The sequence below is a fragment of the Tepidibacter mesophilus genome, from assembly GCF_002724055.1.
Classification (GTDB): domain Bacteria; phylum Bacillota; class Clostridia; order Peptostreptococcales; family Peptostreptococcaceae; genus Tepidibacter_A; species Tepidibacter_A mesophilus.
Map to the genome: position 1 here is coordinate 160,697 of NZ_BDQY01000004.1, position 26,250 is coordinate 186,946.

Consider the following 26,250-nt stretch of genomic DNA (forward strand, 5'->3'; position numbering starts at 1 on the left):
TATTTCAATTATTGTACTTACATAAAACTTACTATTAGGAGGTTTATTATGAAAAAAATTGTCGTTTTACTTTTATCACTTTTAATGATTTTTTCACTTACTGCTTGTTCTCAAAAAGAGAACACGGAAGAAGAAAATGCTTCATCTGAAACTCAAGTTTTAAAAATTGCTGGAATACCAGACCAAAATGCTTCTGATATGGAAAAGGGATTCAATGATCTTGCATCTTACTTAAGCGAAAAAACAGGTCTTAAAGTTGAATACGTTCCATCTGTCGATTATTCAGCGGTTGTAACTGGTTTTGAAAGAGGAGATATTGATCTTGCTTGGTTTGGTGGACTTACAGGTGTTCAAGCAAGAGAACTAGTTCAAGATGCAGAAGCTATAGCTCAAAGACCTAGGGACGAGCAGTTTCACTCTGTATTTATAGCTCAAAAAGGACTTGGAATAAAGTCTCTTACTGACTTAAAAGATCACAGTTTCACATTTGGAAGTGAAAGTTCAACTTCTGGTCACCTTATGCCTCGTTATTTTATAATGGAAGAAAATATTGATCCTATGACTGATTTTGACGGAAAGCCTAATTTTTCAGGATCTCATGATAAAACATATAAACTTGTAGAATCTGGTGCTTTTCATGCTGGAGCTTTGAACGAAGCTGTTTGGGAAAATGCTGTAAAAGAAAACAAAGTTGATCTTAACAAGGTTGAAGCTTTTTACACTACTCCTTCTTACTATGACTATAACTGGTCTATAAACAATATAGATTCGAAATTTGGAGAAGGTTCGAAAGAAAAAATAAAACAAGCACTTCTTTCTCTTGGAGATGAGCAGTCTGAAAATGAGATACTTCATCTTTTAGGAACTGATAAATTTATAGGAGCTAGCAATGATAACTATGATGCTATACGTCAAGTAGCTGAAAAAATAGGAATAATAAAATAGTAGGTGCATAAAGATGTCAAACTCAATTGAAATAAAAAATATATCAAAATACTACAAAGAAATGGAAGCTTTGTCTTCCATTTCTATTAATGTAAAAAAAGGTGAGCTTATAGCACTTATAGGTCCAAGTGGTGCTGGAAAAACCACTCTTTTAAATATCCTTGCCAACTTAATAGAGCCTGATATCGGCAGCGTCTTTATAGACGACATATCTTTAAAAAATTATCGTGATAATAGAAAATTCGCAAAAAAAGTTGGAATAATACGCCAACAATTTGACCTTATACCTCAGCTTCCTGTTATTCACAACGTTCTAATAGGTCACTTTTCCGAATGGAGTCTTCTTAAATCACTCATTTCTCTGATTTTTCCCCAAGATAAAAAATCAGCTGAAAATGCACTTTCTAGAATAGGATTAATAGAAAAAATATATGATAAGACTTCAAAATTATCTGGAGGTGAGCAGCAAAGAGTAGCTCTTGCACGCTTATTAGTTCAAAATCCAGAGATAATTCTTGCAGACGAACCAGTTTCTTCTCTAGATCCTGCGAGAGCTGAAGATATAATGTCTATGCTCACAGAGTTAGTAAAAGAAGCAAATCAAACACTTATAACAACACTGCATTCTGTTGAGTATGCGAAAAAATACTTTGATAGAATAATAGCGCTAAGAAATGGGAAAATATTTTTCGATTTACCTTCTAAAAAAGTTACACAATATGATCTAGACAATCTTTATACTATAGAGGAGTTGATCTGATATGAAACAGATAAGAACTTCAATCGACATGTATAAAAAATCATTTTTGAATATTTTTTTATTTATACTTTTTTTATGGAGTCTCTTTTCTGTAAGTTGGAACAGTGAACTTATGCATTCTGGTGGAAAAGCGACTATGATCCAAATAATATATTCTATTTTCAAACCTGATTTTTCGTATGAAACTATAAAGCTTGCACTAACTTCTTCATGGATAACTCTTGCTTACGCTGCTGCTGGTATGAGTATAGCATTTATAATAGCTTTTTTCCTAAGTATACTAGCATCTGGTATACTTTTTTCTGAAAAAGGTGTTGCAAAAAATTTTTTGAAAGCTTTTTTTAGAGGCATATTAGGTTCTATGAGAGCTATACATGAACTTGTATGGGCTTGGCTTTTTGTAGCCGCTATAGGGCTATCTCCTTACGCAGCAATATTTGCTCTTGCTATACCTTATGGAGGTACTTTAGGACGTATTTTTGCAGATATTTTTAATGATGTACAAAGGCATCCTATAAATGCACTTAAAGCAAGCGGAGCTTCTAAGCTTCAAATTTTATTTTATGGATATCTTCCAATGTCGATCAGTGATATGATAAGTTACTCTATGTATAGATTTGAATGCTCTGTACGTTCATCTACAATAATGAGTTTTGTAGGTCTTGGAGGTCTTGGATATCAAATACAGTTAGCATTGTCCGATTTAATGTACGAGCGTGTTTGGACATTTATATTTTTTTTGATATTTCTTGTTACAGCTATAGATTGCTGGAGCAACGCGCTTAGAAAGAGGCTGATAAAATGATACGTTTAAAAAAATCGAGGACTCGTTTCAATATAGACTTTGTTAAAATGTCAATGCTATTTGCTATTTTTATAATATTATTTTCATGGATTTATATATATAGGGTGGATGATGCTAGTCTTTCTGGATTATTCACTCAAAAAAATATTTTTCATGCAAAAAAATTTTTGATAGGATTAATAGGAATTGAAGAAGATAAGCCAGCTTTTTTAGATATAAATACTTGGAAGAATTCATTAAAGCTCACATACGAGACAATTCAGATGAGTGTTATGGCTGCAGGCTTTGCAACAATCGGAATGCTATTAACAGTTCTCTTTGCTGCCAGAAATTATGCGGATGGAACTTTAACTCTAAAAAAAGGCTTACTTGGTTGGTCTCTATTTTTTATAATGCGAGCTCTTTATATATTTACAAGAGCAATTCCAGAACTTATATGGGCAATGGTAATAATTTTTATTCTTAAACCTGGTATACTTCCAGGAGCAATAGCTCTTGCACTTCATAACTTTGGAATTTTGGGAAAATTATGTGCTGAAGTAATTGAAGATATAGATCATAGAGCGATAAGAAACTTATCTTCAAGTGGTGCTGGTACTATTCAAATACTTCTTTATGGTATTTTACCTACAGTAACTCCAAAATTTATAACGTTCATACTATATAGATGGGAAGTTATAATACGTACAACTATAGTAGTTGGATTTATTGGTGCAGGAGGACTTGGACAACAATTTAAACTCAGCATGAGTTGGTTTCAATATACTGACATAACTGTTATTTTAATATGTTACCTTCTTGTTGTATTCGTTGCAGATATACTTTCTGAAGGATTACGAAAGATATCTCAGGAATAATTAAATTCAAGTTTAGGAAGTTTTATACCCATGCCTGAATTTTTAACAATTTCAATTAATCATATTTTATAATTTTTATTCTAGTTATAAATAAATTTCTCGATAAGTACTAGTTTTAATTTGCTTAAAATCTAAAATAACGCTGCTCATCAAAAATTTGATTAGTCATACATAGCACCATCTCAAAGCTATCTAAAGCATTAAGATTGGCTAATTCTATGAATCTGTCTATGTTGTTGTCATTTTATTATATCCACTAATCCTTGAAATAGTTAAGAAGGATAATGTTAATATCCCACGCAATAGAAAAAAGCATTGAAGAACTTAAATAAGTTCTTCAATGCTTTTTTTATTGTTTATGCTCGTAGATTTTGCTTCTTTTCTTCTTCCAATAATTTATTAAATTCTTTAGTTTCAGCAACAAGTACACTACTTAATCCTATAAGTCCTATCAAGTTAGGGAATGCCATAAGTGCATTAAATACATCTGAAATTGCCCAAACAAGATCTAATTTAATAACAGAACCAACTAAAACGAATACGATCCAAGCATATCTATACGGTTTAACAATTTTTGAACCAAATAAGTATTGCATACATTTTTCTCCATAATAACTCCAACCCAGTATTGTTGAGTAAGCAAAGAATATAATTCCTATTGAAACTATAAATCCTCCTGCGGATCCTGGAAGACCCGTACTAAATGCTCTTGTAGTTAATGCAACACCAGTTTCTCCACTAGTCCAAGCTCCTGTTGAAATTAATACAAGACCAGTCATTGTACAAACACATATAGTATCTATAAATGTACCAGTCATCGATACTAGTGCTTGACGTCCAGGTACGTCACTTTTAGCAGCAGCAGCGGCGATTGGCGCTGAACCAAGACCTGACTCATTTGAGAATACTCCACGAGATACACCCTTTTGAATAGCTATTTTTACAGCAGATCCCATAAATCCACCAGTTGCAGCTGCAGGTGTAAATGCATATTTAAATATAAGAGAGAAAGCATGAGGAACTTCAGATGCATTTATAATTAATATTAACGCAGCACCAGCTATATAAAATACTGCCATAACAGGAACTATAAGACCTGTAACTTTACCTATACTTTTAACTCCACCAAGTATAACTATCGCAGTTAATACTGATAAAATAATACCAGTTACAACTGGACTTACTCCAAAAGTAACATTTATAGACTCAGCAACCGAGTTTGCTTGAACCATATTTCCTATACCAAAAGCTGCTACCCCACCAAAGAATGCAAATAAAACTCCTAACCATTTAGCATTCAGTCCTTTTTCTATATAGTACATTGGACCTCCAGCCATTTCTCCATTTTCATCAATAGTTCTGTACTTAACAGCAAGCATACCTTCAGCATACTTTGTAGCCATTCCAAAGAATGCTGTAACCCACATCCAAAATACTGCTCCAGGACCACCTGCTGAAACAGCTGTAGCAACTCCAGCTATATTACCAGTACCTATTGTTGCAGCAAGTGCTGTCATAAGAGCTTGGAAATGAGATATATCTCCTTCTTCTTTAGGCTTATTTTCTTCTTCTTTAGGTTTTGAAAAAGCTAATTTTAAAGCATAAGGAAGATGAGTAACTTGAACAAATCCAAGTCTAAATGTTAGTAAAATACCTGTCCCTACCAATAATATAAGCATAATTGGTCCCCAAACAATACCACTTAATTGAGTAAAAAAATTATTTAAAGCTTCCAAAAAAACCACTCCTTTGTAAAATTGCGAATAATATTGTGTATTCATATAAATACAATTTATATTAAGTATAATAGAAAAAAATGTAGAAAACAAGGTATTTTTGAAATATTAAGAAAATTTAAAATATTTTTTTAACAAACTTTTATCTATATGTGTGTTTCAAAAATAGTTTAAAAACGTTTGCTTATACTTTCCCAGTGTTCTTTTTTATACTAAATACTAATAGTTATATGTGTTGTATGTTGCCTAAAAAAGATTCAAATACGGAATATATTAGAATTTTTTTAAAATGCAGAATATATTGATTTATTGCCATATACATGCACTAATCCATATATTAAATTGTCCAAATGCTTTATCTGTAAAATAACTTTTATTTAACATAAAAGTAGAAGTTATATCGTATTTATTTTCGAAAACGTTTTCACTTCATTTTTTTATTTTTCATAATCAAAGCCACTTAATCACAATTACTCTCGTTAAAACATTACCGTATTCTTATGATTTTTAATATTTATTTTTTTAATTTATAACGTGAATTAATTCATAAACTTTTAACTTTTGGACAAAAAATGAAGCTTATTTAAATAAGCTTCATTTTTGGATTAATCTGTAATCAAATAATTATTAATTTTTAATTACCGATTTCCTTTTTTATTCCTTTTTTAAGTATGTTCTCATAATCTATAAATTCATATATAGATTCATCAAACAAGTCACTAAACTTCTTGAATTCATCAATGCTCATATCCTCTATAGCTATTGATTTTTCTTCACAGTACAAAACTATTTCACCAACAACCTTATGAGAATCTCTAAAAGCCATACCATGATTCACTAGATAATCAGCAACTTCTGTTGCATTTAAAAATCCGTGTTTTACAGCTTTTAGCATATTATCTTTATTAACTGTAAGAGTATCTATCATATTAGCCATAACATTCAAGCAACTAAGTGTTGTTTTTATTGAATCGAAAAACACTTCCTTATCTTCCTGCATGTCCTTATTGTATGCAAGAGGTAGACCCTTCATAGTTGTAAGCATAGACATTAAGCTTCCATATACTCTTCCAGTTTTTCCTCTTATAAGCTCTGCTGCATCTGGATTTTTCTTTTGAGGCATTATACTACTTCCAGTTGAATACGCATCACTTATCTTAATAAATTCAAATTCCTTAGAGCTAAATATTATTATCTCTTCACTTAATCTACTAAGGTGCATCATAGATATGCTCATATTAGATATAATCTCTATTATATAATCTCTATCACTTACACCATCTAAGAAATTGTCAACAGGTTTGTCAAACTCAAGTAAATCAGACGTATATTCTCTATCTATATCATAAGTAGTACCTGCAAGAGCTCCGCATCCAAGTGGACTTTCATTCATTAACTTCAACGAGTTTAACATTCTCTTTTTATCTCTTTTAAACATATTATAATAAGCCATCAAGTGATATTTAAATGTTACTATTTGAGCTCTTTGAAGATGAGTGTATCCCGGCATTATATAGTTGTTTTTATCAGCTTTATCTTTTATAACGTCTTGAAGATTTTGTATACTAGCTATTATCTCTAGAGCTTTTTTCTTTGTATACATTCTCATATCTACAGCAACTTGATCATTTCTACTTCTACCTGTATGAAGCTTTTTACCTACATCCCCTACTTTTTTTATAAGGTTTATCTCTACAAAACTGTGTATATCCTCATAGTCTCCTTCTATTTTAAGTCTTCCACTTTCTATTTCTTCTAATATTTCATTCAATCCTTTAATCAAAGTATCAGCTTCAACTTGTGTTAATATTTTAGATTTAAGAAGCATCTTAACGTGTGCTATACTTCCACTTATATCTTCGAAATACATTACCTTATCGAATTTTAATGAAGAGTTGAAATCCTCCATAAGTTTACTTTCTTCAGTTTTAAAACGTCCACCCCAAAGCTTCATTTAGATTCCACCAACCTCACTTTTGATGTTATTTTTCATATTTGACTTTATTTTAAAAGGTAAGCTAAATAAGTTTATAAATCCTTCTGCATCCTTATGATCATACATATCACTATCTCCAAATGATGAAATTGATTCATCATATAGTGCAAAAGGTGATTTCATACCGGCTATCATAATATTTCCTTTATAAAGCTTCAATTTTACACTTCCAGTAACAGTTTTTTGTGTTGAATCAACGAATGCATCTAAACTTTCTTTTAAAGTTGAGAACCAAAGTCCATCATATACAAGCTGTGAATATTTATGAGATATAATTTGCTTATATTGTAGTGTATCTCTATCAAGTGTTAAATATTCAAGTTCCTTGTGTGCATTAAATAGTATTGTCCCACCTGGTGTTTCATATACACCTCTTGATTTCATACCAACTAATCTGTTCTCTAGCAAGTCTATAACTCCTATTCCATTTTCTCCACCTATTTTGTTTAAATAAGATATTATTTCAACAGGAGACATTTCTTCATCATTTATCTTCTTAGGTATTCCCTCTTCAAAGTATATTTCAACATAAGTTGCTTGATCTTTAACCTTATCAAGTGGTGTTGTCATCATGTATATATCATGTGGGTTATGCTCATTCTCTGGATTCTCAAGTTCTCCACCTTCATGGCTTATATGGAATATATTTTGATCTCTTGAATATATCTTTTCTTTTGTTGCAGCAACCTCTACACCCTTTGATTTTGCATAATCTATAGCATCTTCTCTTGATTTTATATCCCAAATTCTCCATGGCGCTATTATCTTAATGCTAGGATCAATTGCTGCAATTCCAACCTCAAATCTTACTTGGTCATTTCCTTTTCCTGTACATCCATGGCAAATATACTTAGCCCCTTCTTTATGTGCAACCTCAACCAGTTTCTTAGCCATAAGAGGTCTTGCAAAGCTTGTTCCTAAAAGGTACTTATTTTCATATATAGCTCCAGCCTTTATTCCCTTATATATATACTCAGACACAAATTCTTCTTTACAGTCCTCAATATATGCTTTTGATGCTCCTGATTTTATAGCCTTTACCTCAACCTCACTCATATCCTCATCTTGACCTACATCAACGCAAACTGCTATTATCTCTGCATTATAGTTTTCCTTAAGCCATGGTATTATTATAGAAGTATCTAAACCTCCTGAGTATGCTAAAACAACTTTTTCCTTCATATTTTCTTTCATAATAGATTCCTCCTCAAAATTTTTAATATATTCTTTTAATTTGGTATCTAGCTAGATTTATTTAAATTCGCGCGCGCTTTTTTATATTAAAAAATCTCGTCTCTTAAAAATAAGAGACGAGATATAGTTCCCGTGTTACCACTCTTGTTGATATGTCTATACAACAAATAATACCAGAAAATTAAAAAACTCTCGTCTCTTAAATAAGAGACGAGAGTAAAATTCCCGTGCTACCACTCTTGTTGATATAGTTTCATATCCACTCATTATCCTTTAACGATAGGTCCGTATCTTCATACTACTATTTCAGAAGATCTCCTCCATGGCTCTTGTTCAATATAACTATGTTGCTGAACTCACACCTACTTCAGCTCGCTGAAACAATCATTATACCTACTTTCCACTTCTTCGGATTTAAATATTATCTTTTGTTAGATTAGATTATATTCTCTTTAATCTACTATGTCAACATAAAAAATAAATTTTATCATAAAGTTTAATTTTTATACTACTCCATAAACCTTATAATAATCTTCAATTCTTGCCTTTATATTATCGTCTATAATAACTTGCCCATTAATTTCTTTATTATGCAGATATTCTACAACTTCATTCATATCAACTATTGCACATGTCTTCATATTATAAGTATCCTTGATATCATCAAGTGCTGATGTTTCACCTGCTCCTCTTTCCATTCTATTAACTGATATAATAAGACCTACAACATCTACATCCTTGTCATTTTTAAGTATTGGCATAGTCTCCCTTATACTTGTTCCAGCTGTTGTAACATCTTCTATTATAAGAATTTTATCCTTGTCATTTAACTTTGTTCCAAGAAGAATCCCTTTATCTCCATGATCTTTTATCTCTTTTCTATTTGAGCAGTATCTAACATTCATATTGTATTTTGAGTTTAAAGATATCGATGTTGTAACACAAAGAGGTATACCTTTATAAGCTGGTCCAAACAATACATCTATATCCTCGTCAAAATTTTCCTTTATAGCTGTTGCATAAAAATCGCCTAATTTGCTAAGCTGTTCTCCAGTTTGATAATTTCCAGTATTCACGAAAAAAGGCGTCTTTCTACCACTTTTAGTTACAAAATCTCCAAACGTCAAAACATTACACTCAACCATAAACTCTATAAATTCTTGTTTATACTTTTTCATAATATCCCACCTTTTTAATCTATTATTCCTCTTATACTAGATAAATCTGTTATGTTGTAATCATTCATATACTTTTTAATCCCATCTAAGACATCCATTGTAGCTGTTGGATTTATAAGGTTTGCAGTTCCTACAGCTACTCCTGTAGCTCCTGCCATTATAAACTCTATAGCATCCTCACCGTTCATTATTCCACCCATTCCTATTATAGGAATTTTGACAGTTTTAGAAACTTGATGAACCATTCTAATTGCAACAGGCTTTATAGCTGGACCTGACAGCCCTCCTATTTTATTAAAAAGAACCGGCTTTCTTCTGTGTATATCTATCTTCATACCTATTAAAGTATTTATCATAGATATGCAATCTGCTCCTCCGCTCTCAACTGCTCTTGCAATCTCAGTTATATCAGTTACATTAGGAGATAATTTTACTATTAAAGGCTTATTAGTAACTGTTTTTACCTCTTTAGTTATACTCTCAGCCATTAAAGCGTTTGTTCCAAAAGCTACCCCACCCTCTTTGACATTAGGACAACTTATATTAAGCTCTATCATATCAATATCTGTACCATCTAATCTTCTAGCTACTTCCTTGTATTCATCAACAGTTTTACCTGCGATATTTACTATAATATTAGTGTTTTGTTTTTGAAGAAACTTCATGTCATTTTTTATAAAATTATCTACTCCATCATTTTGAAGTCCTACACTGTTTATCATTCCTCCGTAAGTCTCAGCTATACGAGGTGAGTTATTCCCGTCCCAAGGATCTAAACTAATTCCTTTTACAACAATTGCTCCAAGTGAACTTAAATCTATGAACTGCTCAAATTCTTTTCCAACAGAACCGAATGTTCCTGATGCAGTCATAACCGGATTTTTAAATTCTACTCCAGCTATATTAAACCCTAGATTACTCATCAAACATCACCTCACAAGCTTTAAATACAGGTCCATCTACACAAACCTTTTTATTCTTATATCCCTTATCAGTATCTTCCTTTATCTTAACAGCACATCCTACACATGCTCCAAATCCACATCCCATTCTTTCTTCAAGAGACAAGTATGCATCTACATTATTATTAGATGCATACTCTTTTACAGCCTTTAGCATACCTTTAGGTCCGCAAGAATATATTCTATCCGCTTTTTTTACATACTTGTTCATTAAATCTATAACATTTCCCTTTTCTCCATGTTCTCCATCTTCAGTTGCTATATAGACTTCTCCGTACTTTTTAAATTCATCTATTAAATAAACATCTTTTCTAAAACCTAAAAATATCTTGTTGTTTCCCTTTAATCTCTTGGCAAGTTCTAGAAGAGGAGGTGTTCCCACTCCACCTCCAACTATTATATTTTCCCCTTCACAATCTAAATCAAATCCATTTCCTAAAAACGCCATCAAATAAACATCATCATTTTCTCTAAGTTTTGAAAACTCTTTAGTACCCTTTCCTACGACCATAAATACTAATGTTATCTCTTTATTTTCTTCATCCACCTCACATACACTTATAGGTCTTGGGAGTAGCATTGATTTATCTTTACTATATAAGTTTACAAACTGACCCGGCTTAAAATCGTATATTAATTCTTCTGATTTAACCACCATCTTATACACATTATCCACTAAAATCTCATTTTTTATTATCTTTGCTATTACCTTTTTCTTACTTACGCACATAATATCCCCCCTACTTTATCCCCATATTATATACTTTCATATCTTCTACTTTTATATCTGATTCCATTATATCTAGTATTCCTTTTACAGTATCCAGTGATGTAAACACTGGTACAGAAGTCTCTATAGCAGCTCTTCTCATTCTGAATCCATCACGAGTTGAATCATTTGCTTTAGTTGGGGTATTTATCAACATATCCACCATTCCACTTCTTATAATGTCCAATATGTTAGGTACCCCTTCATTTATTTTTTTTGCTCTTTGAACATCTATTGAATTTTTCTCAAGTTCATCAGCAGTTTTGCTAGTTGCTATAAATTTACATCCTTTTTTATCAAAACGCTTAGCTATATCAACAAATTCCTCTTTATCGCTAGGTTTTATAGTTGCAAGTATTGTAGATTTTTGGTTTGGTATATTAATTCCAGCAGCTATAAGTCCTTTGTATAAAGCTTCTACAAAAGTTTCACCTATTCCTAACACTTCTCCAGTTGATCTCATCTCAGGTCCAAGACTCACCTCAACATCTGGAAGTTTTTGAGTTGAGAATACTGGAACCTTCACAGATATTTTCTTAGATTCCTTATAAATTCCTGTTCCAAATCCCATATCTTGAATTTTTTCTCCAAGCATAGCTCTAGTTGCAAGTTCTATCATAGGAACTCCTGCAACTTTACTAATATACGGTACCGTTCTTGATGATCTTGGATTTACCTCTATGATATATAGTTCCCCTTTGAACTCTATATACTGTATGTTTATCATTCCAACTATCTTAAGCTCTTTTGCTATTTCTCTTGTCTTTATTTCTATTTGTTTTTTAATATCATCACTTATATTTTGACTTGGATATATAGATATAGAATCTCCAGAGTGAACTCCTGCTCTTTCAAGATGTTCCATTATTCCAGGTATTAATATATCATTTCCATCACATATTGCATCTACTTCTATCTCTTTTCCTGTTAAATACATATCTATTAAAACAGGATTTTTAGGATCTCTCTCAAATGAATTTTCAAGATATCCCTTTAGTTCTTTCTCATTGTGAGTTATCTCCATTCCCTGTCCACCTAGTACATAAGATGGTCTAACTAACAGTGGGTATCCTAGATTTGAAGCTTCCTTTATTCCTTCATCAACAGACCATACAGCTTTTCCCTTTGGTCTATTTATTTGAAGCTTTTCCATTATTTCATCAAATTTTTCTCTATCCTCTGCCTCATCTATTTGCTCAGGCTTAGTTCCAAGTACATTTACATTCATATCATCTAAGAATTTAGCAAGCTTTATAGCTGTTTGACCTCCGAATTGAAGTATTACTCCGTAAGGTTTTTCTTTTTGTATAATATTTAGCACATCTTCTTCTGTAAGTGGTTCAAAGTACAGTTTATCAGCTGTATCAAAATCCGTACTAACTGTTTCTGGATTATTGTTAACTATTATAGTTTCTATATTCTGCTTTTTAAGAGCTAGTATTGAATGAACTGAACAATAGTCAAACTCTATTCCCTGTCCTATTCTTATAGGTCCTGATCCTATAACTATTACTTTTTTCTTATCTGATACTTCAACCTCATCATGCTCATCATAAGTTGAGTAGTAATATGGGGATACAGCATCAAACTCACCTGCACAAGTATCAACCATCTTGTACACAGCTTCTATTTTATATAGTTTTCTAAGGTTACATACATCTTTAGGAGACGAGTTTGTAAAGTCAGCTATTGCTTTATCCGAAAAACCTTTCATTTTAAGCTTTCTCATCCAATCCTTAGTTATATCCTCTAGGTTAGATTTCTTTAGCTTTTCCTCCTCATCCACTATATTATTTATCTTGTTCACAAAGAATTTGTCCATTCCAGTTATCTTACATATCATATCTAATTTATAATTTCTTCTTATCATTTCAGCTAAGTCAAATATTCTCTCATCATCAGGTATTTGAACTCTTCTTTTTAATTCTTCAATACTTCTATTTGAAGATGCCTTGTGCTCTAAGCTATATTGCCCTATCTCAAGAGATCTTATAGCTTTTAAAAATGCCGATTCAAAATTGTTTCCAATTGCCATTACCTCTCCTGTTGCCATCATCTTTGTTCCAAGAGTTTTCTTAGCTCTTCTAAATTTATCAAAAGGCCATTTAGGAATTTTTACTACACAATAATCTAGTGTTGGCTCAAAGCATGCCTTAGTCTTTTTAGTTACAGCATTTTCTATTTCATCAAGTCCATATCCTATTGCTATCTTAGTTGCAACCTTTGCTATAGGATATCCTGTAGCTTTTGATGCTAAAGCAGATGAACGACTAACTCTTGGATTTATCTCTATTACTACATAATCAAAACTTTCTGGATTAAGTGCTAACTGAACGTTACACCCACCTTCTATTCCTATAGTATTTATAATGTCTATTGAAGCCTTTCTAAGCATCTGATACTCTACATCTGTAAGAGTTTGAGATGGTGCTACAACTATTGAATCTCCCGTATGTACTCCAACAGGATCTATGTTTTCCATATTACATACTGTAATGCAGTTACCCTTACTATCTCTCATTACTTCATATTCAATCTCTTTCCAACCTTTTATACTTTTCTCTAGAAGAACCTGCCCTACACGGCTTAACTGAAGTCCACTTGCAAGAATTTCTTCCAACTCTTCCTTATCCTCAGCTATTCCACCACCTGCACCACCTAATGTATATGCAGGTCTTACAACTACTGGATACCCTATTTGAGATGCAAACTTTACGCCGTGCTCCATAGTAGTTACTATCTCACTTTGAACCAATGGTTGATTTATATATTCCATTATTTTCTTAAAAGATTCTCTATCTTCTCCATCTTTAATAGATTTTATAGAAGTTCCTATAACCTTTATATTATACTTTTTTAAAATTCCACTATCATGAAGTTCAACCGCTAAGTTAAGTCCCGTTTGACCTCCCATGCCTGCTATTAAACTATCTGGTTTTTCTTGTATTATTACTTTCTCTACAAATTCTAAAGTTAGCGGCTCTATATAAACTTTGTCTGCAATCTCCTTATCAGTCATTATAGTTGCAGGGTTAGAGTTTATAAGTACTGTCTCTATTCCCTCTTCTCTTAAAGTTTGACAAGCCTGAGTCCCTGAATAATCAAACTCAGCTGCTTGCCCTATTACTATTGGTCCCGATCCTATAACTAGTACTTTCTTTATATCATCTCTTCTTGGCATAATTTTACCTCCCATAATAACTACTTAAAATTAAAACTTGTTTGTAAATTTAAGCTTGATATTTTCAGCTAAGTATTTCTCTTTATTAGACAGTTTTAGCCTTCATATAGACATCTATGAATTCATCGAATATAGGTGCTGCATCATATGGTCCGGGGCAAGCCTCAGGATGGAACTGTATGCTGTATATATTCATCCCATCAATTCTCATTCCCTCAACTGTGTTATCATTCATATTTACATGAGTTATTTTTACATTCTCAGGTAAAGTCTCTTCTCTAACAACATATCCATGATTTTGAGATGTTATAATTACTTTTTCTGTTTGCAAATTTTTCACAGGGTGGTTACATCCTCTATGTCCAAATTTAAGCTTTTCAGTATCTCCTCCAAGTGCTAGTGCCAAGAGCTGATGTCCAAGACATATTCCCGTTATAGGAATTTTACCCATCATCTTTTTTATTTCTTCAATAACACTTACTAAATCCTTTGGATCTCCAGGCCCGTTAGATAGAAATACTCCATCGTAATTTTTTCCAAGTATTTCTTCAGCACCTACAAACGCTGGATATACAGTTATATTACAATCTCTTTTTTTAAAAGATCTTATTATGTTAGACTTTATTCCAAAATCTATAGCCGCTATATTAAGTCCTTCTTTATCACAGTGATTAACTACTTCTTTAGTAGTTACTTTCTCAACTGCATCTACATTTGAAAATGAGTTTATAGTATTTTTTAACTGCTCATCATTCAATTTTCTATTAGTTATAATACCTCTTAAAGTTCCTTGATTTCTAATCATTTTAGTAAGGTATCTCGTATCTATTCCTTCTATTGCAACAATCTTGTTTTGCTTAAGATAATCATCAAGATTGAATTCACATCTAAAGTTTGATGGCATATCACATTTTTCTCTTACTATAAAACCTCTAACCTTTGGTGATTTTGATTCATAGTCATCTATATTAATTCCATAATTCCCAATCAATGGATACGTCATTGTTACTATCTGTCCGTAATAAGATGGATCAGTTAAAACCTCTTGATATCCAGTCATTCCAGTATTAAATACTACCTCTCCTACCGTTTCTTGTGTATATCCAAATAAATTTCCTTCAAGTACAACATTATTTTCTAGTATTAAATAGCCTTTCATATTCTTCCCCTCCCAATTAAAGTACTCTCAATAAGTCTTCTCTCATTTTAATTACTGATTCTCTTGCAGCCTTATGGAACTCTTCTTCACTGTATCTATCTTTATACTCATCTTTTTTATAAGCTGCTATTATACCTCTTGATGAATTTATCAAAGCTCCTAATCCATCTTTATTAAAGCATCCTTTTAAATCCTCAGCTGTTGCACCTTGTGCTCCATACCCAGGGACTAGAAAGAATGTATTAGGATTTTGCTCTCTAAGTATTCTTCCCTGATCTTTATAAGTTGCACCTACTACTGCTCCTATTTTGCTAAATCCATACTTACCTATTAATTCTTCTCCCCATTTCGATACAAGCTCTCCCATATGCTCGTATACATATCTTCCATCTTCAGTTTTTAAATCTTGTATATCTCCACTGTTAGGATTTGATGTTTTTACTAATACAAATATTCCTTTATCTAGTTCTTTACAGTTCTCAATATAAGGGCTTATCGCATCATATCCCATATATCCATTTATAGTTACAAAATCAGCATCGAATACCTTATGTTCGCTCCCACCAACACTTACTCTTCCTATATGTCCTCTTGAATAGCTCTTTGCAGTTGATGCTATATCCCCTCTTTTTATGTCACTTATTACTATAAGATTTTTTTCTTTTGCATATTTTATAGTTTTTATAAAACAATCTATTCCATCAGGTCCTAGTTCCTCATACATAGATATTTGAGGTTTTACAGCTGGAACCAAATCATATATCTCATCTATTATCATACAGTTAAATTTAAAATAAGCATTTGCAAGTCCCTTTAATGTCCATCCATACTTTCTATAACACTCTTTCTTTATAAATTCTGGTACAATATCTTCTCTAGGATCAAGTCCTACAACAGTTGGATTATTCAGCTCTTTTATTCTATCTATTAACTTATCTATCATCTAATCTTCATCCCCCTCATATACAATTTCTCCATTTACTATCGTATACTTTACTTTTCCGAAAACTTTCATTTTGTCAAATGGAGTATTTTTTGATTTTGATTTGAATTTACTCGAGTCTATTTTGTAAACCTCATTTTCATTAAAGATAGTTATATCAGCAACTTTCCCTACTTCTATACTTCCTCTATCTATATTTATAAGTTTTGCAGGATTTAAACTCATCTTCTCTATAAGATTATTTACACTTATTACATCTTCTTTTACCAAGTTAGTTATTCCAAGAGATAGAGCAGTTTCAAGTCCTACTATTCCATTTGCTGCTTTTTCAACTCCACAGTTTTTTTCTGTTTCATGATGAGGTGCGTGGTCTGTTGCTATAATATCTATAGTCCCATCCTTTAACCCTCTTTTTATCTCTTTGACATCTTCTTTAGATCTTAACGGTGGACTCATTTTCATATTCGCATTATCTATTTCTACACTCTCGTCTGTAAGTGAGAAGTGATGTGGACAAACCTCACAAGTTACATATATATTATCTTTTTTAGCTTTTCTTACTAATTCAACACTTCCCTTAGTGCTTATATGACATATGTGAATTTTAGCTCCGGCTTCTTTTGCAATCTCTATGTCTCTTTGAACTACAACCTCTTCAGACTCACTAGATATTCCTTTAAGATTTAATTTTTTAGATTTTTCACCTTTGTTCATAACGCCACCTTTAGCTAAGTTTTCATCTTCACAGTGTGATAAAACAGGTAGGTCGTACTTTTTAGATAATTTCATAGCTTCAGTTAAAACAACTGGGTTTTTAACCGTCTTTCCATCTTCACTTATAGCTATTATTCCAGATTTTTTCATATTTTCTATATCAATTAACTCTTCTCCATTTTGTCCCTTTGTTATACTTCCTATAACTTCAACATTCACCACAGCTTCTTTTGCCTTATCTTTTATATATCTAACTACGTCTTCACTATCTATAACAGGATTAGTATTTGGCATAGCACATATAGTAGTAAATCCACCTCTTGCAGCACTTAAGGTTCCAGTTTTTATATCTTCCTTGTATTCAAAGCCCGGTTCTCTAAGATGTACATGTACATCTACAAATCCTGGTGATAATATATATCCACTAGCATCTATTTTTCTATCAACTTGTTCATTTATATTTTCGTGTATTTTTTTTACTATACTATTTTCTATAAGAACATCTGTAACTTTATCAAAATCTGTTTTAGGATTTATAACCCTTGCATTTTTAATCAACAATTTCATTTAATCCTCTCCCTTTTTAGGTATTAAAAAAAGCAACAAACAAGCATACCAAAATTCAAAACTCAACCTTTGGTACAACCGTTTGTTGCTTACATATTTTAGGGAATGTGAAAATTATTATTGAGCATAATACATTCAATAATTCTTTGAAATTTACACAATTATTCTTATTCTCATGTTTTTTTGTATAATAAAAACACGCACTGATGGCTCCCATCATGATTCCTCCCTTCCTGGTCTCTCGTACCAACTTAAAGGTCGACATGCGTATGTCGATTTTTTTGTATTATTTTGTTTTAACAATGATAACACATATATTGTTTATATGTCAAATATAAAATTCGTCTAGTTGCTACGCACTGACTCATGTAACCAACGATTCCTACGAGATCTGTTGCTCAAAATAGTTGAAAATATAGCTTTTTCATCAATTTTATCAGTAACTTATATAACCATATAATCCCTATAGAACAAAAAGAGATTTTTTTTCACAATATCATGACAACATATCTCTTTTAATACCATAAAATGGTTCTATTGGTTTATTGTAATTTTTATACATTTAATATAAACTTTGGATTGGTAAATTTATAAAATTACAAAAGGAGGAGTTATTTTGACAGAAGAAAAAATTATTTGCTGCAATTGTAAAGAAGAAGAAGCACTTGAAAATCACCCTACAGATCTATGCAAAAACTGTAGAGAAGCCTATATTAAATATCCCATTCCTATATGGATAAAGGCTTTATCTGTAATTGTACTTATTATTATGATATTTAGTCTTATGCATTTCAAAAGTTCTCTTATTGGAGCTGTAAACTACGAAAGGGGTTTAAAAGCAGAAAAAGAGCTTAAATATGTAACAGCTCAAAATTCATATAAAAAAGCTCTAGATCAATTTCCAGAATCTGAACTCTTAAAAAGTAGACTTTTTATTGCATCAGTTAAGGGTGATAATTTAGAAGAAATAGAAACAGCTTATGATGAAATTCTTAAAATTGAATACTACGATAAGGATCTCTTGAATGAAGTCCAAAGTGCAATTAATTTATACGGAAAAAATTTCTTTATAACAAATGGAATAGAAGAAATATTACAAAATAAAAATCTTTCAATTGATCAAGTAATTAGTTCTCTTGAAAAGCTTACTAAATCTAATGAAAATGAAAATATATGCGGAGCATACTATTATCTTGGATCAGCCTTCTACTCAAACAAAGAATACGAAAAAGCTATATCAGCTTTTGATACAGCTTACTCAATCAATCCAGAAATTTACTTCTTCAAAATTCCAAAAGCAACATGTTATACAGAATTAGGCGATTATGAAAAGGCTAAAGAAGTATTAAAAGAAACATTTACCTTCAATAAAGAATATACACCTGCATATGTTTCTTTAAGTTTTATAAATCTTAAAGAACATAATTATGAGGAAGCTCTTAAAAATGCACACATAGCCTATTCTATAGATAAAAATAATTTAGATTCTGTAGAAGCAATTACAATATCAAACCATTATTTAAAAAATGAAAACGAAAGAGATAAGTATATTAAAATTCTCAAAGAAAATAACTACTATAATATTGATAGAGTAAAAGATATAGTAAGCGGAAAAATAAAAGATTATGAATAGGAGTGAAATATAAATGTTTTTTATACCTGGCTTTTTAATATCCATAGTTACTTTTCCTGGAGTTATAGTTCATGAATTAGCACATCAGCTTTTTTGTAGACTTATGAAAGTACCTGTTTTTGAAGTTTGCTATTTTAAGTTTTCAAATCCATCAGGATATGTTATTCATGAAGTTCCAGAAAATCCAAGAGCACAAATCTGGATTTCACTTGGACCATTCTTCGTAAATAGTATTTTAGGTGCATTAATATCACTACCAGGCGCGATAGATATTATAAAATTTGAAGACTACTCTAATCAATTAAGCTTTTTCTTTGTATGGCTTGGAGTGTCTATTGCAATGCATTCATTTCCAAGTACAGCAGATGCTAAAAATATGTGGCAAGCCATATGGGATAAAAGAACACCTATAATCAGCAAACTATTTGCTCTACCAATAGTTATAATTATGTATATTTGTTCTCTTGGAAGTGTGATTTGGCTTGATCTTTTCTATGGTGTATTTTTAGCTATGTCTATTCCTTATCTACTTATACACATGTTAGTCTAAAAAATATATTTTAATTAATAGGAGGTATTTTGTGTCCGAATATGTAAATTCAAAAGAAAATATTTATTTCATAATCTCTTTAATATTTAGCTTAATATGCTATGCTCTTTTTATAGTCTGTTCCATTGGAATAGGATTGGTTTATTTATTAACAGGACTTATATTATCATTTTTACTTCATGGTCTACTTATAGGTAATTTAAAAGGAAATGCTGTTAAAATCTCTAATAAACAATTTCCAGAAGTATATGGCTATATAAAAGACTTTTCAAATACTTTAAATCTACAACAAGTCCCCGATGTATATATTATCCAATCAGGAGGTATATTGAATGCTTTTGCTACTAAGTTTTTAGGAAGAAATTTTGTAGTAATTTATTCAGATGTATTAGAGATGGCCTATGAAAAAGGTGAAGATGCTGTAAAATTTATAATATGTCATGAATTAACTCATATTAAAAGAAATCATATGACAAAAAATGCATTAATATTAGGTTCAGCTTTTATACCATTTTTACATACTGCTTATTCCAGAGCATGTGAATACACATGTGACTCTTTTGCAACTAAGTTAATTCCAACAGGAGCAATAGATGGACTTTTAGCACTAACTTGCGGTAAAAAATTATATACAAAAATAAATATAACCGAATACTGCAACCAGATATCTTATGAAGCTGGATTCTTTACATGGCTTTATGAAGTGAATTCTACCCATCCCAACCTAACAAAACGAGTTAAAAATGTAATAGATCTAGGAGCTATACAAAATCACGATAATACAAATGAAAAATCAAAAGAATTAATATGCTAAAATGTTTTTATGCTCACTTTTACATTGTCTACTTTATTGAATATTCATTTAGTACAGTTGTGTTTTTTCTATTTCAAACTCATAATTCATATTTATTATAAATTTTTTATATACAATTAATAATATATATTTTTTTATATATTTTGTATTTCATAACATATAATGTTATTATTTGCCTGATAGGATTGATTAAAACGAATTTCTATAATTAGAAGGTGATAAACAATGTATGAAAACTTTCTCTAGTTTTCCAAGTTTAATATATTCTAATATAGTAGAAACTACTCTAGCTGCAATAACACTTGGTCTTATCTATTCAACATCATACCTAGTTCTAGATTTATATATATATGTACAACTTAATTGTAAAATCATCTCAAATTACTATATACGATGGTGGTTGGTATGAATGGCATCTAAGTAAGGATAGACCAAGAAAAGAAATTGGAGTACCAGATGACGCTCCTGAGATTCCAACTTTTAACTATTAAGAATTCATTTAATTCTAAAATCTTGCTAATTAATACAAAGAAGTAATACATTTTTGTATTAATTAGCAGCCTGAGCAATTGCCTTATGCAATTGCTTTTTTTGAGTCTTTTAAATGAACTAAAAGCGTAACTAGTCCTCCGACTACGATACATGAATAATAGCTTATTATTCTCCATAAAAGCATAGCATACACTACTAATCCATTTGTAAATAAAAAACTAAAGAATATATGAAAAGCCCCTTCTGATGCTCCAAGTGTTCCCGGTGTTGGTATAAAAGAAACCGCCATATATAGTAGAGATTGAATAGCTATAATATTTATTGCAGATGTTTGATTTAATCCAAGTGCCATATATACGAAATACGTTATTCCAAAATAACATGTGCCTTGAAATATAGCTATAATAGAAAGTTTTATAGTTGTATATATATCTTCTTTTAATTTATCTATACTAGTTGTATATTCATCTAAAATATGATTTATTTTTTTTTCATACCTGCTCATATCTCTAAATCTGCTTATAAGTTGCAGTATTAAGTTTAATATACTTTTGATGATATTATCATTTAAAAATAGCATAAAAATAACACCTATTACTACAGCATTTATAATTATTCCCGTGCATATAAAAGGCAATGCCATGCCTAAATTCGTTGATATATAATTCCATCTAGCTATAAACATTATTATAGAGTACATAGTTATAACTGTTTGATATATTATGAACTTCATCATAAGTATAGATGTAGACTTTCCAACAGATATATTTTCTTTATGCATATAATATACCTGTGCAGGCTGTCCTCCGCTAGAAAATGGAGTTATACAGCTATAATATTCACCTATCAAATTTATATTTAAAGCATTCGTAAATTTCAATTTAGAATTTACCATACTAGAAACATTTTTTAAAAGGAGACTACCAAATATCCAGTTAAAAACCATACATAACATTGCCATACCAAAATACAATTTATTAATTTTTGATATAATGTGGGGAAATTTTGAAATGTCATTATTGTATGCTATTACCCACCCTGTAGCAACTATTAATGACAATACAATCATATAATTAAGCTTCTTTTTCATAAGCATTCTCTCCTTGTCAAATAGTACAAAATTACACTCTATTAAGTGACAGAGTATAATTTTGGATTATGTTAATATATTGAACCTTACCTAAGTATTCTTGTATTTTAAAGAGTGCCTAACTATACAATATGTTTTTCGTTGATTTTTTCAATATAGTTTGTTATCATATCTAAATTTAATTGATTCTTAATTAATTTTATATTTTCTTTCAATTCATTTCTTAATTCATAACTTAATAACAATTTTTCAATCATATTCTTTAGTTGAGTAGAATTTCTAACAATCATACCTATTCCAGTATTCTCTATAAAATTTGCATTTTCTATTTCTTGACCTAAAGTAGGCTCATTGATTAACATTGGAATTTCAGAATGTATAGCTTCAAATGTACTAACACCACCTGGTTTTGTTATAAGTAAATCAGCACTATTCATAAGTTCTGCTACTTCATCAATGAATCCTTTGACTATAGTATTTTTCAATTTCATTTTTTCAGTTAAATAATTAAATTTTTCTTTATTGTTACCAGTTATAACTACAGTTTTGACATTGTCAAGATTATCGAGATAATTATAAATTTCATCATCTTTTGGTAAAAGACCTAATCCCCCACCCATCATCAGTATTACAAACTCAGAATTTTTTATGCCATACTTCTTTCTTATATCGCATTTATATTCAACTAAAAATTTTTTCCTAACTGGTATACCCGTTACTTCGATACTGTTTGAAGCTATACCCTTATCTTCAAGTTTTAACTTTATAACATCCGTTGCAACCATGTATTTATTAGTATTTGGATAAATCCACTCTGAATTGTCTACTATGTCTGTTATACAAGTTATAAGAGGAATTTCACTTTTATACTTTTCCTTATACATAGACACAAATCCTGAGCACATAGGAAAAGTAGATATTATAATTTTAGGATTTATTTCTTGTATATATTTAGCCATTTTGGATAAATACATCTTATATATTATTTTGTCCATAATAGTTTGATTGTTAGACTTTATTTTATAAAAGTAATTGTATATATCTTGAGTATTTTTCACTAAAATTTCATAAGCCTTATAAACTTCATCAGTTAAATGAGGGCTACATATTTCAATCACATCTACAACTTTTATATTTAAATTGTCATCATATATTTTTAATTGTTGTTTAATCGCATCAGCTACACTAAGATGTCCTGAACCGAAGTTCGCTGTCAATATCAAGATATCATCTCTATTCATTTTAATCATCCTTTCTAATTAAATTATAACTTATCTACTATAATAGTGCAAAAACACTTCAATAAATTTACATTTAATCCACAATAAAAGAGGATAAATAATTCATCCTCTTCCCATTACATATATTTATTATTTTTTATCCTTAACCTTCTAATATATCTTTCCATTCTATTAATCCCACTTTATCATTACTAACATTTTTAATATTAATAGAATTTCCAAATTCTTTTAGTCTTTCATTAACTTCGTTTGTCATTTTTAACGCTTCTTCATTTTTTAATGTTGAAGTTCCTTTAATTTGCTCATATAAAGATGGATTATTAATAATAATTGTTATATCATCTCCCTTGTATGGCTCTAATCTCTTTAGAGTATCTAAGAGAGCTACGTGTTCTACAACTGCTGGTTTTCTATATTGTTTGAAATATGATTGTTTAAGTAAAGATTCCTCATCTTTAAAAATACTAATCTTAATTTCAATATCTTCTCCCTCGTAATAAGTTGTAATTCCTAATACATAAGCTTTAATCATTCTTGTACCTCCACTTAATTATTTATTTAATTTCCGTTTATACGCTTTTCAAGTATATATATAATATATCCAATATGCAATAATATTTTGCTATAATCATAGAAGCAAAACAAAACAACTCCATAATAAGATGGAGTTATTTTATATAATCGTAAAAGAAATTATCTTTTATAAGTTATCAATGGCTTTAAACTTGCTACAACTTCAATCATATTTTCATCTAGCATATCTTCTATTACTCTGTCTATATTTTTATAAGCCTCTGGAGCTTCTTCATATATTATATTTTTATCACTATATATTAAATTGCACTTCATATTATTTTGTCTAACATATTTCTTAGAATAAACTTTTTCAAGCTTCTCCTTACATCCAAATCTACTCCACTTTCGTCCTGCTCCATGTGATATAGAAAAGCAATAATCAAAAAGATTATCCACTGGCTTTACTATATAAGAGTTACTTCCTCTACTTCCAGCTATAACAATATAACCTACATCAGACGGAGCTGCTCCTTTTCTGTGTATATAATATATCTGATTATCTATTTTCTTTTGAGTTATACTATTGTGAACGCTATCTAAAAGCTTTTTATTTTCTTTTGCGTTTACACATCCCGAAACTTTACGAGCTATTATTTCTCTATTCAAATTTGCAAATCGAACTGCCTTATCATGCTCACTTAAATATTCATTAGAAGAGTCAGTACCTATCTTTAACCCATTTTGACAAGAATATTCCTTAATATATTTATTCAATATATATTCACCATATTTTCTTGAACCACTGTGAACTAATAAATATATCTCATTCTTATTTATTCCTATTTTATTTAAGGCTTTTTCATCGTATACTTTATCAATTTCTTCAAACTCAGCAAAATGGTTACCAGATCCTATTGTTCCTAATTTTTCTTTAAAAGGAAAATCAGTATCTCCGATAAAATCATCTATATTTTCAATACAACTTAATTTTTCTAATTTTTTCATAGACTTATCTATTTTGAATTTATTTTTCTTTAATCCGGTAGAAAATAGTCCTATACCGCATCCAATATCATTTCCAATTATATGAGGATATATAATATCCTTAGTCATATAACTTGCTCCAACCGGAGTCTTCCCAGCATGTAAATCAGGAAGCCCTACCGCTTTGATTATTCCTTTGCGTGTTGCTATTTTTTCAAGCTGATCTACAGCATTACTTTCTATCCATGATTTCTCACTTTTAACTATTTTTATCATTTTTATATTCTCTCCTCCATATTATCGTATCCTATGGCAAGAGAATAAATACTATAATCTAGATATATTCTCTCACCTCATATTTTAATAACATCATATTAACCACATCCTTTCAATATATTTATACAATCATTCTATCATATTTTTCAATAATTTTTATTTACATACATCAACCCATATCCCCTCAGTTATTTCCTCTAATTCACTAGGCTTAATCTTTATAGATGAATTGACTGACCCTGCAGCAGGATATACATAATCAAAATCCCTAATAGAAATATCTAAATATATATCTAATGGATTTTTTAATCCAAACGGACATACTCCACCAACTGGATGTCCCGTTATATCTAGAACTTCATCAGACTTTAACATCGTGCACTTTGTTTTAAACTCATCCTTATACTTTCTGTTATCTATCTTTGCATCACCTTTAGTAACTATAAGAATACTTCTATCTTTTAATTTGACTGCTATAGTTTTTGCAATAAGTTCAGGGGATACTCCATGTGCTTTAGCTGCTAACTCCACTGTCGCCGTACTTTTCTGCATTTCAAATACCTCAAATTTCAAATCATTTTCTTTTAAAAAAGCTCTAACATTCTCTAAAGACATTTCAATCAACTCCTTTTAATACCTAGTATAAACATTAAAAATAATTTATTAAAACAAATTATATAACATAAAACAGTATAAGGATACAATTTATTTATAATTTTACAATAAATTCAAATTCATTTATTCCCAATTCATTTAATTTACTATAATAGTGCAGTTTTGCTTGAAATTTTTTACAGTTACATAGCTAACGGAATTCCTATGCAATTTTCAGAGTTTCAAAAATTTTATTAATAGGTTCACCTTTTATTGCAGCATTGTAAATATTAA

The 26,250-nt window shown here is 30.5% G+C and carries 24 protein-coding genes and 1 other annotated feature; of the genes, 8 read left to right on the forward strand and 16 right to left on the reverse strand.

Going from position 1 to position 26,250, the window contains the following annotated elements; genetic code table 11:
- Positions 1-48: 48 nt before the first annotated feature.
- The 4 genes from Tmeso_RS04840 to Tmeso_RS04855 are packed head-to-tail and all read left to right on the forward strand — an operon-like array spanning position 49 to position 3,367.
- Entirely contained in the window at positions 49-945 is an 897-nt protein-coding gene (locus Tmeso_RS04840; RefSeq protein ID WP_099188829.1) for a putative selenate ABC transporter substrate-binding protein, read from the forward strand.
- 13 nt (positions 946-958) lie between these two features.
- Positions 959-1,705, forward strand: coding sequence for a phosphonate ABC transporter ATP-binding protein (locus tag Tmeso_RS04845; RefSeq protein WP_099188831.1), 747 nt, complete (start codon positions 959-961; stop codon positions 1,703-1,705).
- A gap of 1 nt (position 1,706) precedes the next feature.
- Positions 1,707-2,510, forward strand: coding sequence for a PhnE/PtxC family ABC transporter permease (locus Tmeso_RS04850; protein WP_242967869.1), 804 nt, complete (start codon positions 1,707-1,709; stop codon positions 2,508-2,510).
- Complete coding sequence (locus Tmeso_RS04855; RefSeq protein WP_099188833.1) at positions 2,507-3,367, forward strand: PhnE/PtxC family ABC transporter permease; 861 nt, start codon at positions 2,507-2,509, stop codon at positions 3,365-3,367. Before Tmeso_RS04850 ends, Tmeso_RS04855 begins: the two co-directional genes overlap by 4 nt.
- 356 nt (positions 3,368-3,723) lie before the next feature.
- On the opposite strand, the gene Tmeso_RS04860 is transcribed toward Tmeso_RS04855, so the two are convergent.
- From Tmeso_RS04860 to Tmeso_RS16335, 11 genes are all read right to left on the reverse strand, one after another.
- Positions 3,724-5,148: an alanine/glycine:cation symporter family protein gene (locus Tmeso_RS04860; RefSeq protein WP_099188835.1), complete on the reverse strand. Its 1,425-nt coding sequence runs from the start codon at positions 5,146-5,148 to the stop codon at positions 3,724-3,726.
- 589 nt (positions 5,149-5,737) lie between these two features.
- The gene (argH, locus tag Tmeso_RS04865; protein ID WP_099188837.1) at positions 5,738-7,057 is read right to left on the reverse strand and encodes an argininosuccinate lyase; all 1,320 of its coding nucleotides are present in this window, start codon (positions 7,055-7,057) and stop codon (positions 5,738-5,740) included.
- Positions 7,058-8,281 carry an argininosuccinate synthase gene (locus tag Tmeso_RS04870; RefSeq protein ID WP_099188862.1) on the reverse strand — a complete coding sequence of 408 codons (1,224 nt, stop codon included), beginning with the start codon at positions 8,279-8,281 and terminating at the stop codon, positions 7,058-7,060.
- A gap of 215 nt (positions 8,282-8,496) precedes the next feature.
- Positions 8,497-8,711, reverse strand: a binding site (T-box leader).
- Positions 8,712-8,796: 85 nt separating this feature from the next.
- Positions 8,797-9,471 (reverse strand): orotate phosphoribosyltransferase, encoded by a 675-nt coding sequence (pyrE, locus tag Tmeso_RS04875; protein ID WP_099188839.1) that lies wholly within the window; start codon positions 9,469-9,471, stop codon positions 8,797-8,799.
- 14 nt (positions 9,472-9,485) lie between these two features.
- On the reverse strand, positions 9,486-10,394 hold the full coding sequence (locus tag Tmeso_RS04880; RefSeq protein ID WP_099188841.1) for a dihydroorotate dehydrogenase: 909 nt from the start codon (positions 10,392-10,394) through the stop codon (positions 9,486-9,488).
- Positions 10,387-11,163, reverse strand: coding sequence for a dihydroorotate dehydrogenase electron transfer subunit (locus Tmeso_RS04885; RefSeq protein WP_099188842.1), 777 nt, complete (start codon positions 11,161-11,163; stop codon positions 10,387-10,389). Before Tmeso_RS04885 ends, Tmeso_RS04880 begins: the two co-directional genes overlap by 8 nt.
- Before the next feature lie 10 nt (positions 11,164-11,173).
- Positions 11,174-14,383 (reverse strand): carbamoyl-phosphate synthase large subunit, encoded by a 3,210-nt coding sequence (carB, locus tag Tmeso_RS04890; RefSeq protein WP_099188843.1) that lies wholly within the window; start codon positions 14,381-14,383, stop codon positions 11,174-11,176.
- Positions 14,384-14,468: 85 nt separating this feature from the next.
- Positions 14,469-15,542, reverse strand: coding sequence for a glutamine-hydrolyzing carbamoyl-phosphate synthase small subunit (gene carA / locus Tmeso_RS04895; protein WP_099188844.1), 1,074 nt, complete (start codon positions 15,540-15,542; stop codon positions 14,469-14,471).
- A gap of 16 nt (positions 15,543-15,558) precedes the next feature.
- A complete protein-coding gene (gene pyrF, locus Tmeso_RS04900) occupies positions 15,559-16,485 on the reverse strand; it encodes an orotidine-5'-phosphate decarboxylase (RefSeq protein ID WP_099188845.1) in 927 nt (308 codons plus the stop codon).
- Positions 16,486-17,766: a dihydroorotase gene (locus tag Tmeso_RS04905; RefSeq protein WP_099188846.1), complete on the reverse strand. Its 1,281-nt coding sequence runs from the start codon at positions 17,764-17,766 to the stop codon at positions 16,486-16,488.
- 55 nt (positions 17,767-17,821) lie between these two features.
- The gene (locus Tmeso_RS16335; protein WP_187296225.1) at positions 17,822-17,983 is read right to left on the reverse strand and encodes a hypothetical protein; all 162 of its coding nucleotides are present in this window, start codon (positions 17,981-17,983) and stop codon (positions 17,822-17,824) included.
- Between the two features lie 399 nt (positions 17,984-18,382).
- Between Tmeso_RS16335 and Tmeso_RS04910 the strand changes: the two genes are divergently transcribed.
- The 4 genes from Tmeso_RS04910 to Tmeso_RS16340 all read left to right on the forward strand — a co-directional run bounded on the left by Tmeso_RS04910 (position 18,383) and on the right by Tmeso_RS16340 (position 21,254).
- Entirely contained in the window at positions 18,383-19,399 is a 1,017-nt protein-coding gene (locus tag Tmeso_RS04910; RefSeq protein WP_099188847.1) for a tetratricopeptide repeat protein, read from the forward strand.
- A 13-nt stretch (positions 19,400-19,412) separates the two neighbouring features.
- Entirely contained in the window at positions 19,413-19,949 is a 537-nt protein-coding gene (locus Tmeso_RS04915; protein ID WP_099188848.1) for a metalloprotease family protein, read from the forward strand.
- A 31-nt stretch (positions 19,950-19,980) separates the two neighbouring features.
- Complete coding sequence (locus Tmeso_RS04920; protein ID WP_099188849.1) at positions 19,981-20,763, forward strand: M48 family metallopeptidase; 783 nt, start codon at positions 19,981-19,983, stop codon at positions 20,761-20,763.
- Between the two features lie 350 nt (positions 20,764-21,113).
- The gene (locus Tmeso_RS16340) at positions 21,114-21,254 is read left to right on the forward strand and encodes a hypothetical protein (protein WP_187296231.1); all 141 of its coding nucleotides are present in this window, start codon (positions 21,114-21,116) and stop codon (positions 21,252-21,254) included.
- 83 nt (positions 21,255-21,337) lie between these two features.
- On the opposite strand, the gene Tmeso_RS04925 is transcribed toward Tmeso_RS16340, so the two are convergent.
- The 5 genes from Tmeso_RS04925 to Tmeso_RS04945 all read right to left on the reverse strand — a co-directional run bounded on the left by Tmeso_RS04925 (position 21,338) and on the right by Tmeso_RS04945 (position 25,977).
- On the reverse strand, positions 21,338-22,345 hold the full coding sequence (locus Tmeso_RS04925; protein WP_187296226.1) for a lysylphosphatidylglycerol synthase transmembrane domain-containing protein: 1,008 nt from the start codon (positions 22,343-22,345) through the stop codon (positions 21,338-21,340).
- Positions 22,346-22,467: 122 nt separating this feature from the next.
- Positions 22,468-23,586, reverse strand: coding sequence for an MGDG synthase family glycosyltransferase (locus Tmeso_RS04930; protein ID WP_187296227.1), 1,119 nt, complete (start codon positions 23,584-23,586; stop codon positions 22,468-22,470).
- 142 nt (positions 23,587-23,728) lie between these two features.
- A complete protein-coding gene (locus Tmeso_RS04935) occupies positions 23,729-24,118 on the reverse strand; it encodes a hypothetical protein (RefSeq protein WP_099188852.1) in 390 nt (129 codons plus the stop codon).
- Between the two features lie 161 nt (positions 24,119-24,279).
- The gene (locus Tmeso_RS04940) at positions 24,280-25,362 is read right to left on the reverse strand and encodes an RNA ligase RtcB family protein (RefSeq protein ID WP_099188853.1); all 1,083 of its coding nucleotides are present in this window, start codon (positions 25,360-25,362) and stop codon (positions 24,280-24,282) included.
- Between the two features lie 156 nt (positions 25,363-25,518).
- Entirely contained in the window at positions 25,519-25,977 is a 459-nt protein-coding gene (locus tag Tmeso_RS04945) for a YbaK/EbsC family protein (protein WP_099188854.1), read from the reverse strand.
- Positions 25,978-26,250: the final 273 nt, after the last annotated feature.

What these genes read in the sequence shown, in the direction of transcription:
- Tmeso_RS04840 (WP_099188829.1), top strand. Translation starts at nt 49, where the DNA reads ATGAAAAAAATTGTCGTTTTACTTTTATCACTTTTAATGATTTTTTCA.
- Tmeso_RS04845 (WP_099188831.1), top strand. Translation starts at nt 959, where the DNA reads ATGTCAAACTCAATTGAAATAAAAAATATATCAAAATACTACAAAGAA.
- Tmeso_RS04850 (WP_242967869.1), top strand. Translation starts at nt 1,707, where the DNA reads ATGAAACAGATAAGAACTTCAATCGACATGTATAAAAAATCATTTTTG.
- Tmeso_RS04855 (WP_099188833.1), top strand. Translation starts at nt 2,507, where the DNA reads ATGATACGTTTAAAAAAATCGAGGACTCGTTTCAATATAGACTTTGTT.
- Tmeso_RS04860 (WP_099188835.1), bottom strand. Translation starts at nt 5,148, where the DNA reads ATGAATACACAATATTATTCGCAATTTTACAAAGGAGTGGTTTTTTTG.
- argH (WP_099188837.1), bottom strand. Translation starts at nt 7,057, where the DNA reads ATGAAGCTTTGGGGTGGACGTTTTAAAACTGAAGAAAGTAAACTTATG.
- Tmeso_RS04870 (WP_099188862.1), bottom strand. Translation starts at nt 8,281, where the DNA reads ATGAAGGAAAAAGTTGTTTTAGCATACTCAGGAGGTTTAGATACTTCT.
- pyrE (WP_099188839.1), bottom strand. Translation starts at nt 9,471, where the DNA reads ATGAAAAAGTATAAACAAGAATTTATAGAGTTTATGGTTGAGTGTAAT.
- Tmeso_RS04880 (WP_099188841.1), bottom strand. Translation starts at nt 10,394, where the DNA reads ATGAGTAATCTAGGGTTTAATATAGCTGGAGTAGAATTTAAAAATCCG.
- Tmeso_RS04885 (WP_099188842.1), bottom strand. Translation starts at nt 11,163, where the DNA reads ATGTGCGTAAGTAAGAAAAAGGTAATAGCAAAGATAATAAAAAATGAG.
- carB (WP_099188843.1), bottom strand. Translation starts at nt 14,383, where the DNA reads ATGCCAAGAAGAGATGATATAAAGAAAGTACTAGTTATAGGATCGGGA.
- carA (WP_099188844.1), bottom strand. Translation starts at nt 15,542, where the DNA reads ATGAAAGGCTATTTAATACTAGAAAATAATGTTGTACTTGAAGGAAAT.
- pyrF (WP_099188845.1), bottom strand. Translation starts at nt 16,485, where the DNA reads ATGATAGATAAGTTAATAGATAGAATAAAAGAGCTGAATAATCCAACT.
- Tmeso_RS04905 (WP_099188846.1), bottom strand. Translation starts at nt 17,766, where the DNA reads ATGAAATTGTTGATTAAAAATGCAAGGGTTATAAATCCTAAAACAGAT.
- Tmeso_RS16335 (WP_187296225.1), bottom strand. Translation starts at nt 17,983, where the DNA reads ATGGGAGCCATCAGTGCGTGTTTTTATTATACAAAAAAACATGAGAAT.
- Tmeso_RS04915 (WP_099188848.1), top strand. Translation starts at nt 19,413, where the DNA reads ATGTTTTTTATACCTGGCTTTTTAATATCCATAGTTACTTTTCCTGGA.
- Tmeso_RS16340 (WP_187296231.1), top strand. Translation starts at nt 21,114, where the DNA reads ATGTACAACTTAATTGTAAAATCATCTCAAATTACTATATACGATGGT.
- Tmeso_RS04925 (WP_187296226.1), bottom strand. Translation starts at nt 22,345, where the DNA reads ATGAAAAAGAAGCTTAATTATATGATTGTATTGTCATTAATAGTTGCT.
- Tmeso_RS04930 (WP_187296227.1), bottom strand. Translation starts at nt 23,586, where the DNA reads ATGAATAGAGATGATATCTTGATATTGACAGCGAACTTCGGTTCAGGA.
- Tmeso_RS04935 (WP_099188852.1), bottom strand. Translation starts at nt 24,118, where the DNA reads ATGATTAAAGCTTATGTATTAGGAATTACAACTTATTACGAGGGAGAA.
- Tmeso_RS04940 (WP_099188853.1), bottom strand. Translation starts at nt 25,362, where the DNA reads ATGATAAAAATAGTTAAAAGTGAGAAATCATGGATAGAAAGTAATGCT.
- Tmeso_RS04945 (WP_099188854.1), bottom strand. Translation starts at nt 25,977, where the DNA reads ATGTCTTTAGAGAATGTTAGAGCTTTTTTAAAAGAAAATGATTTGAAA.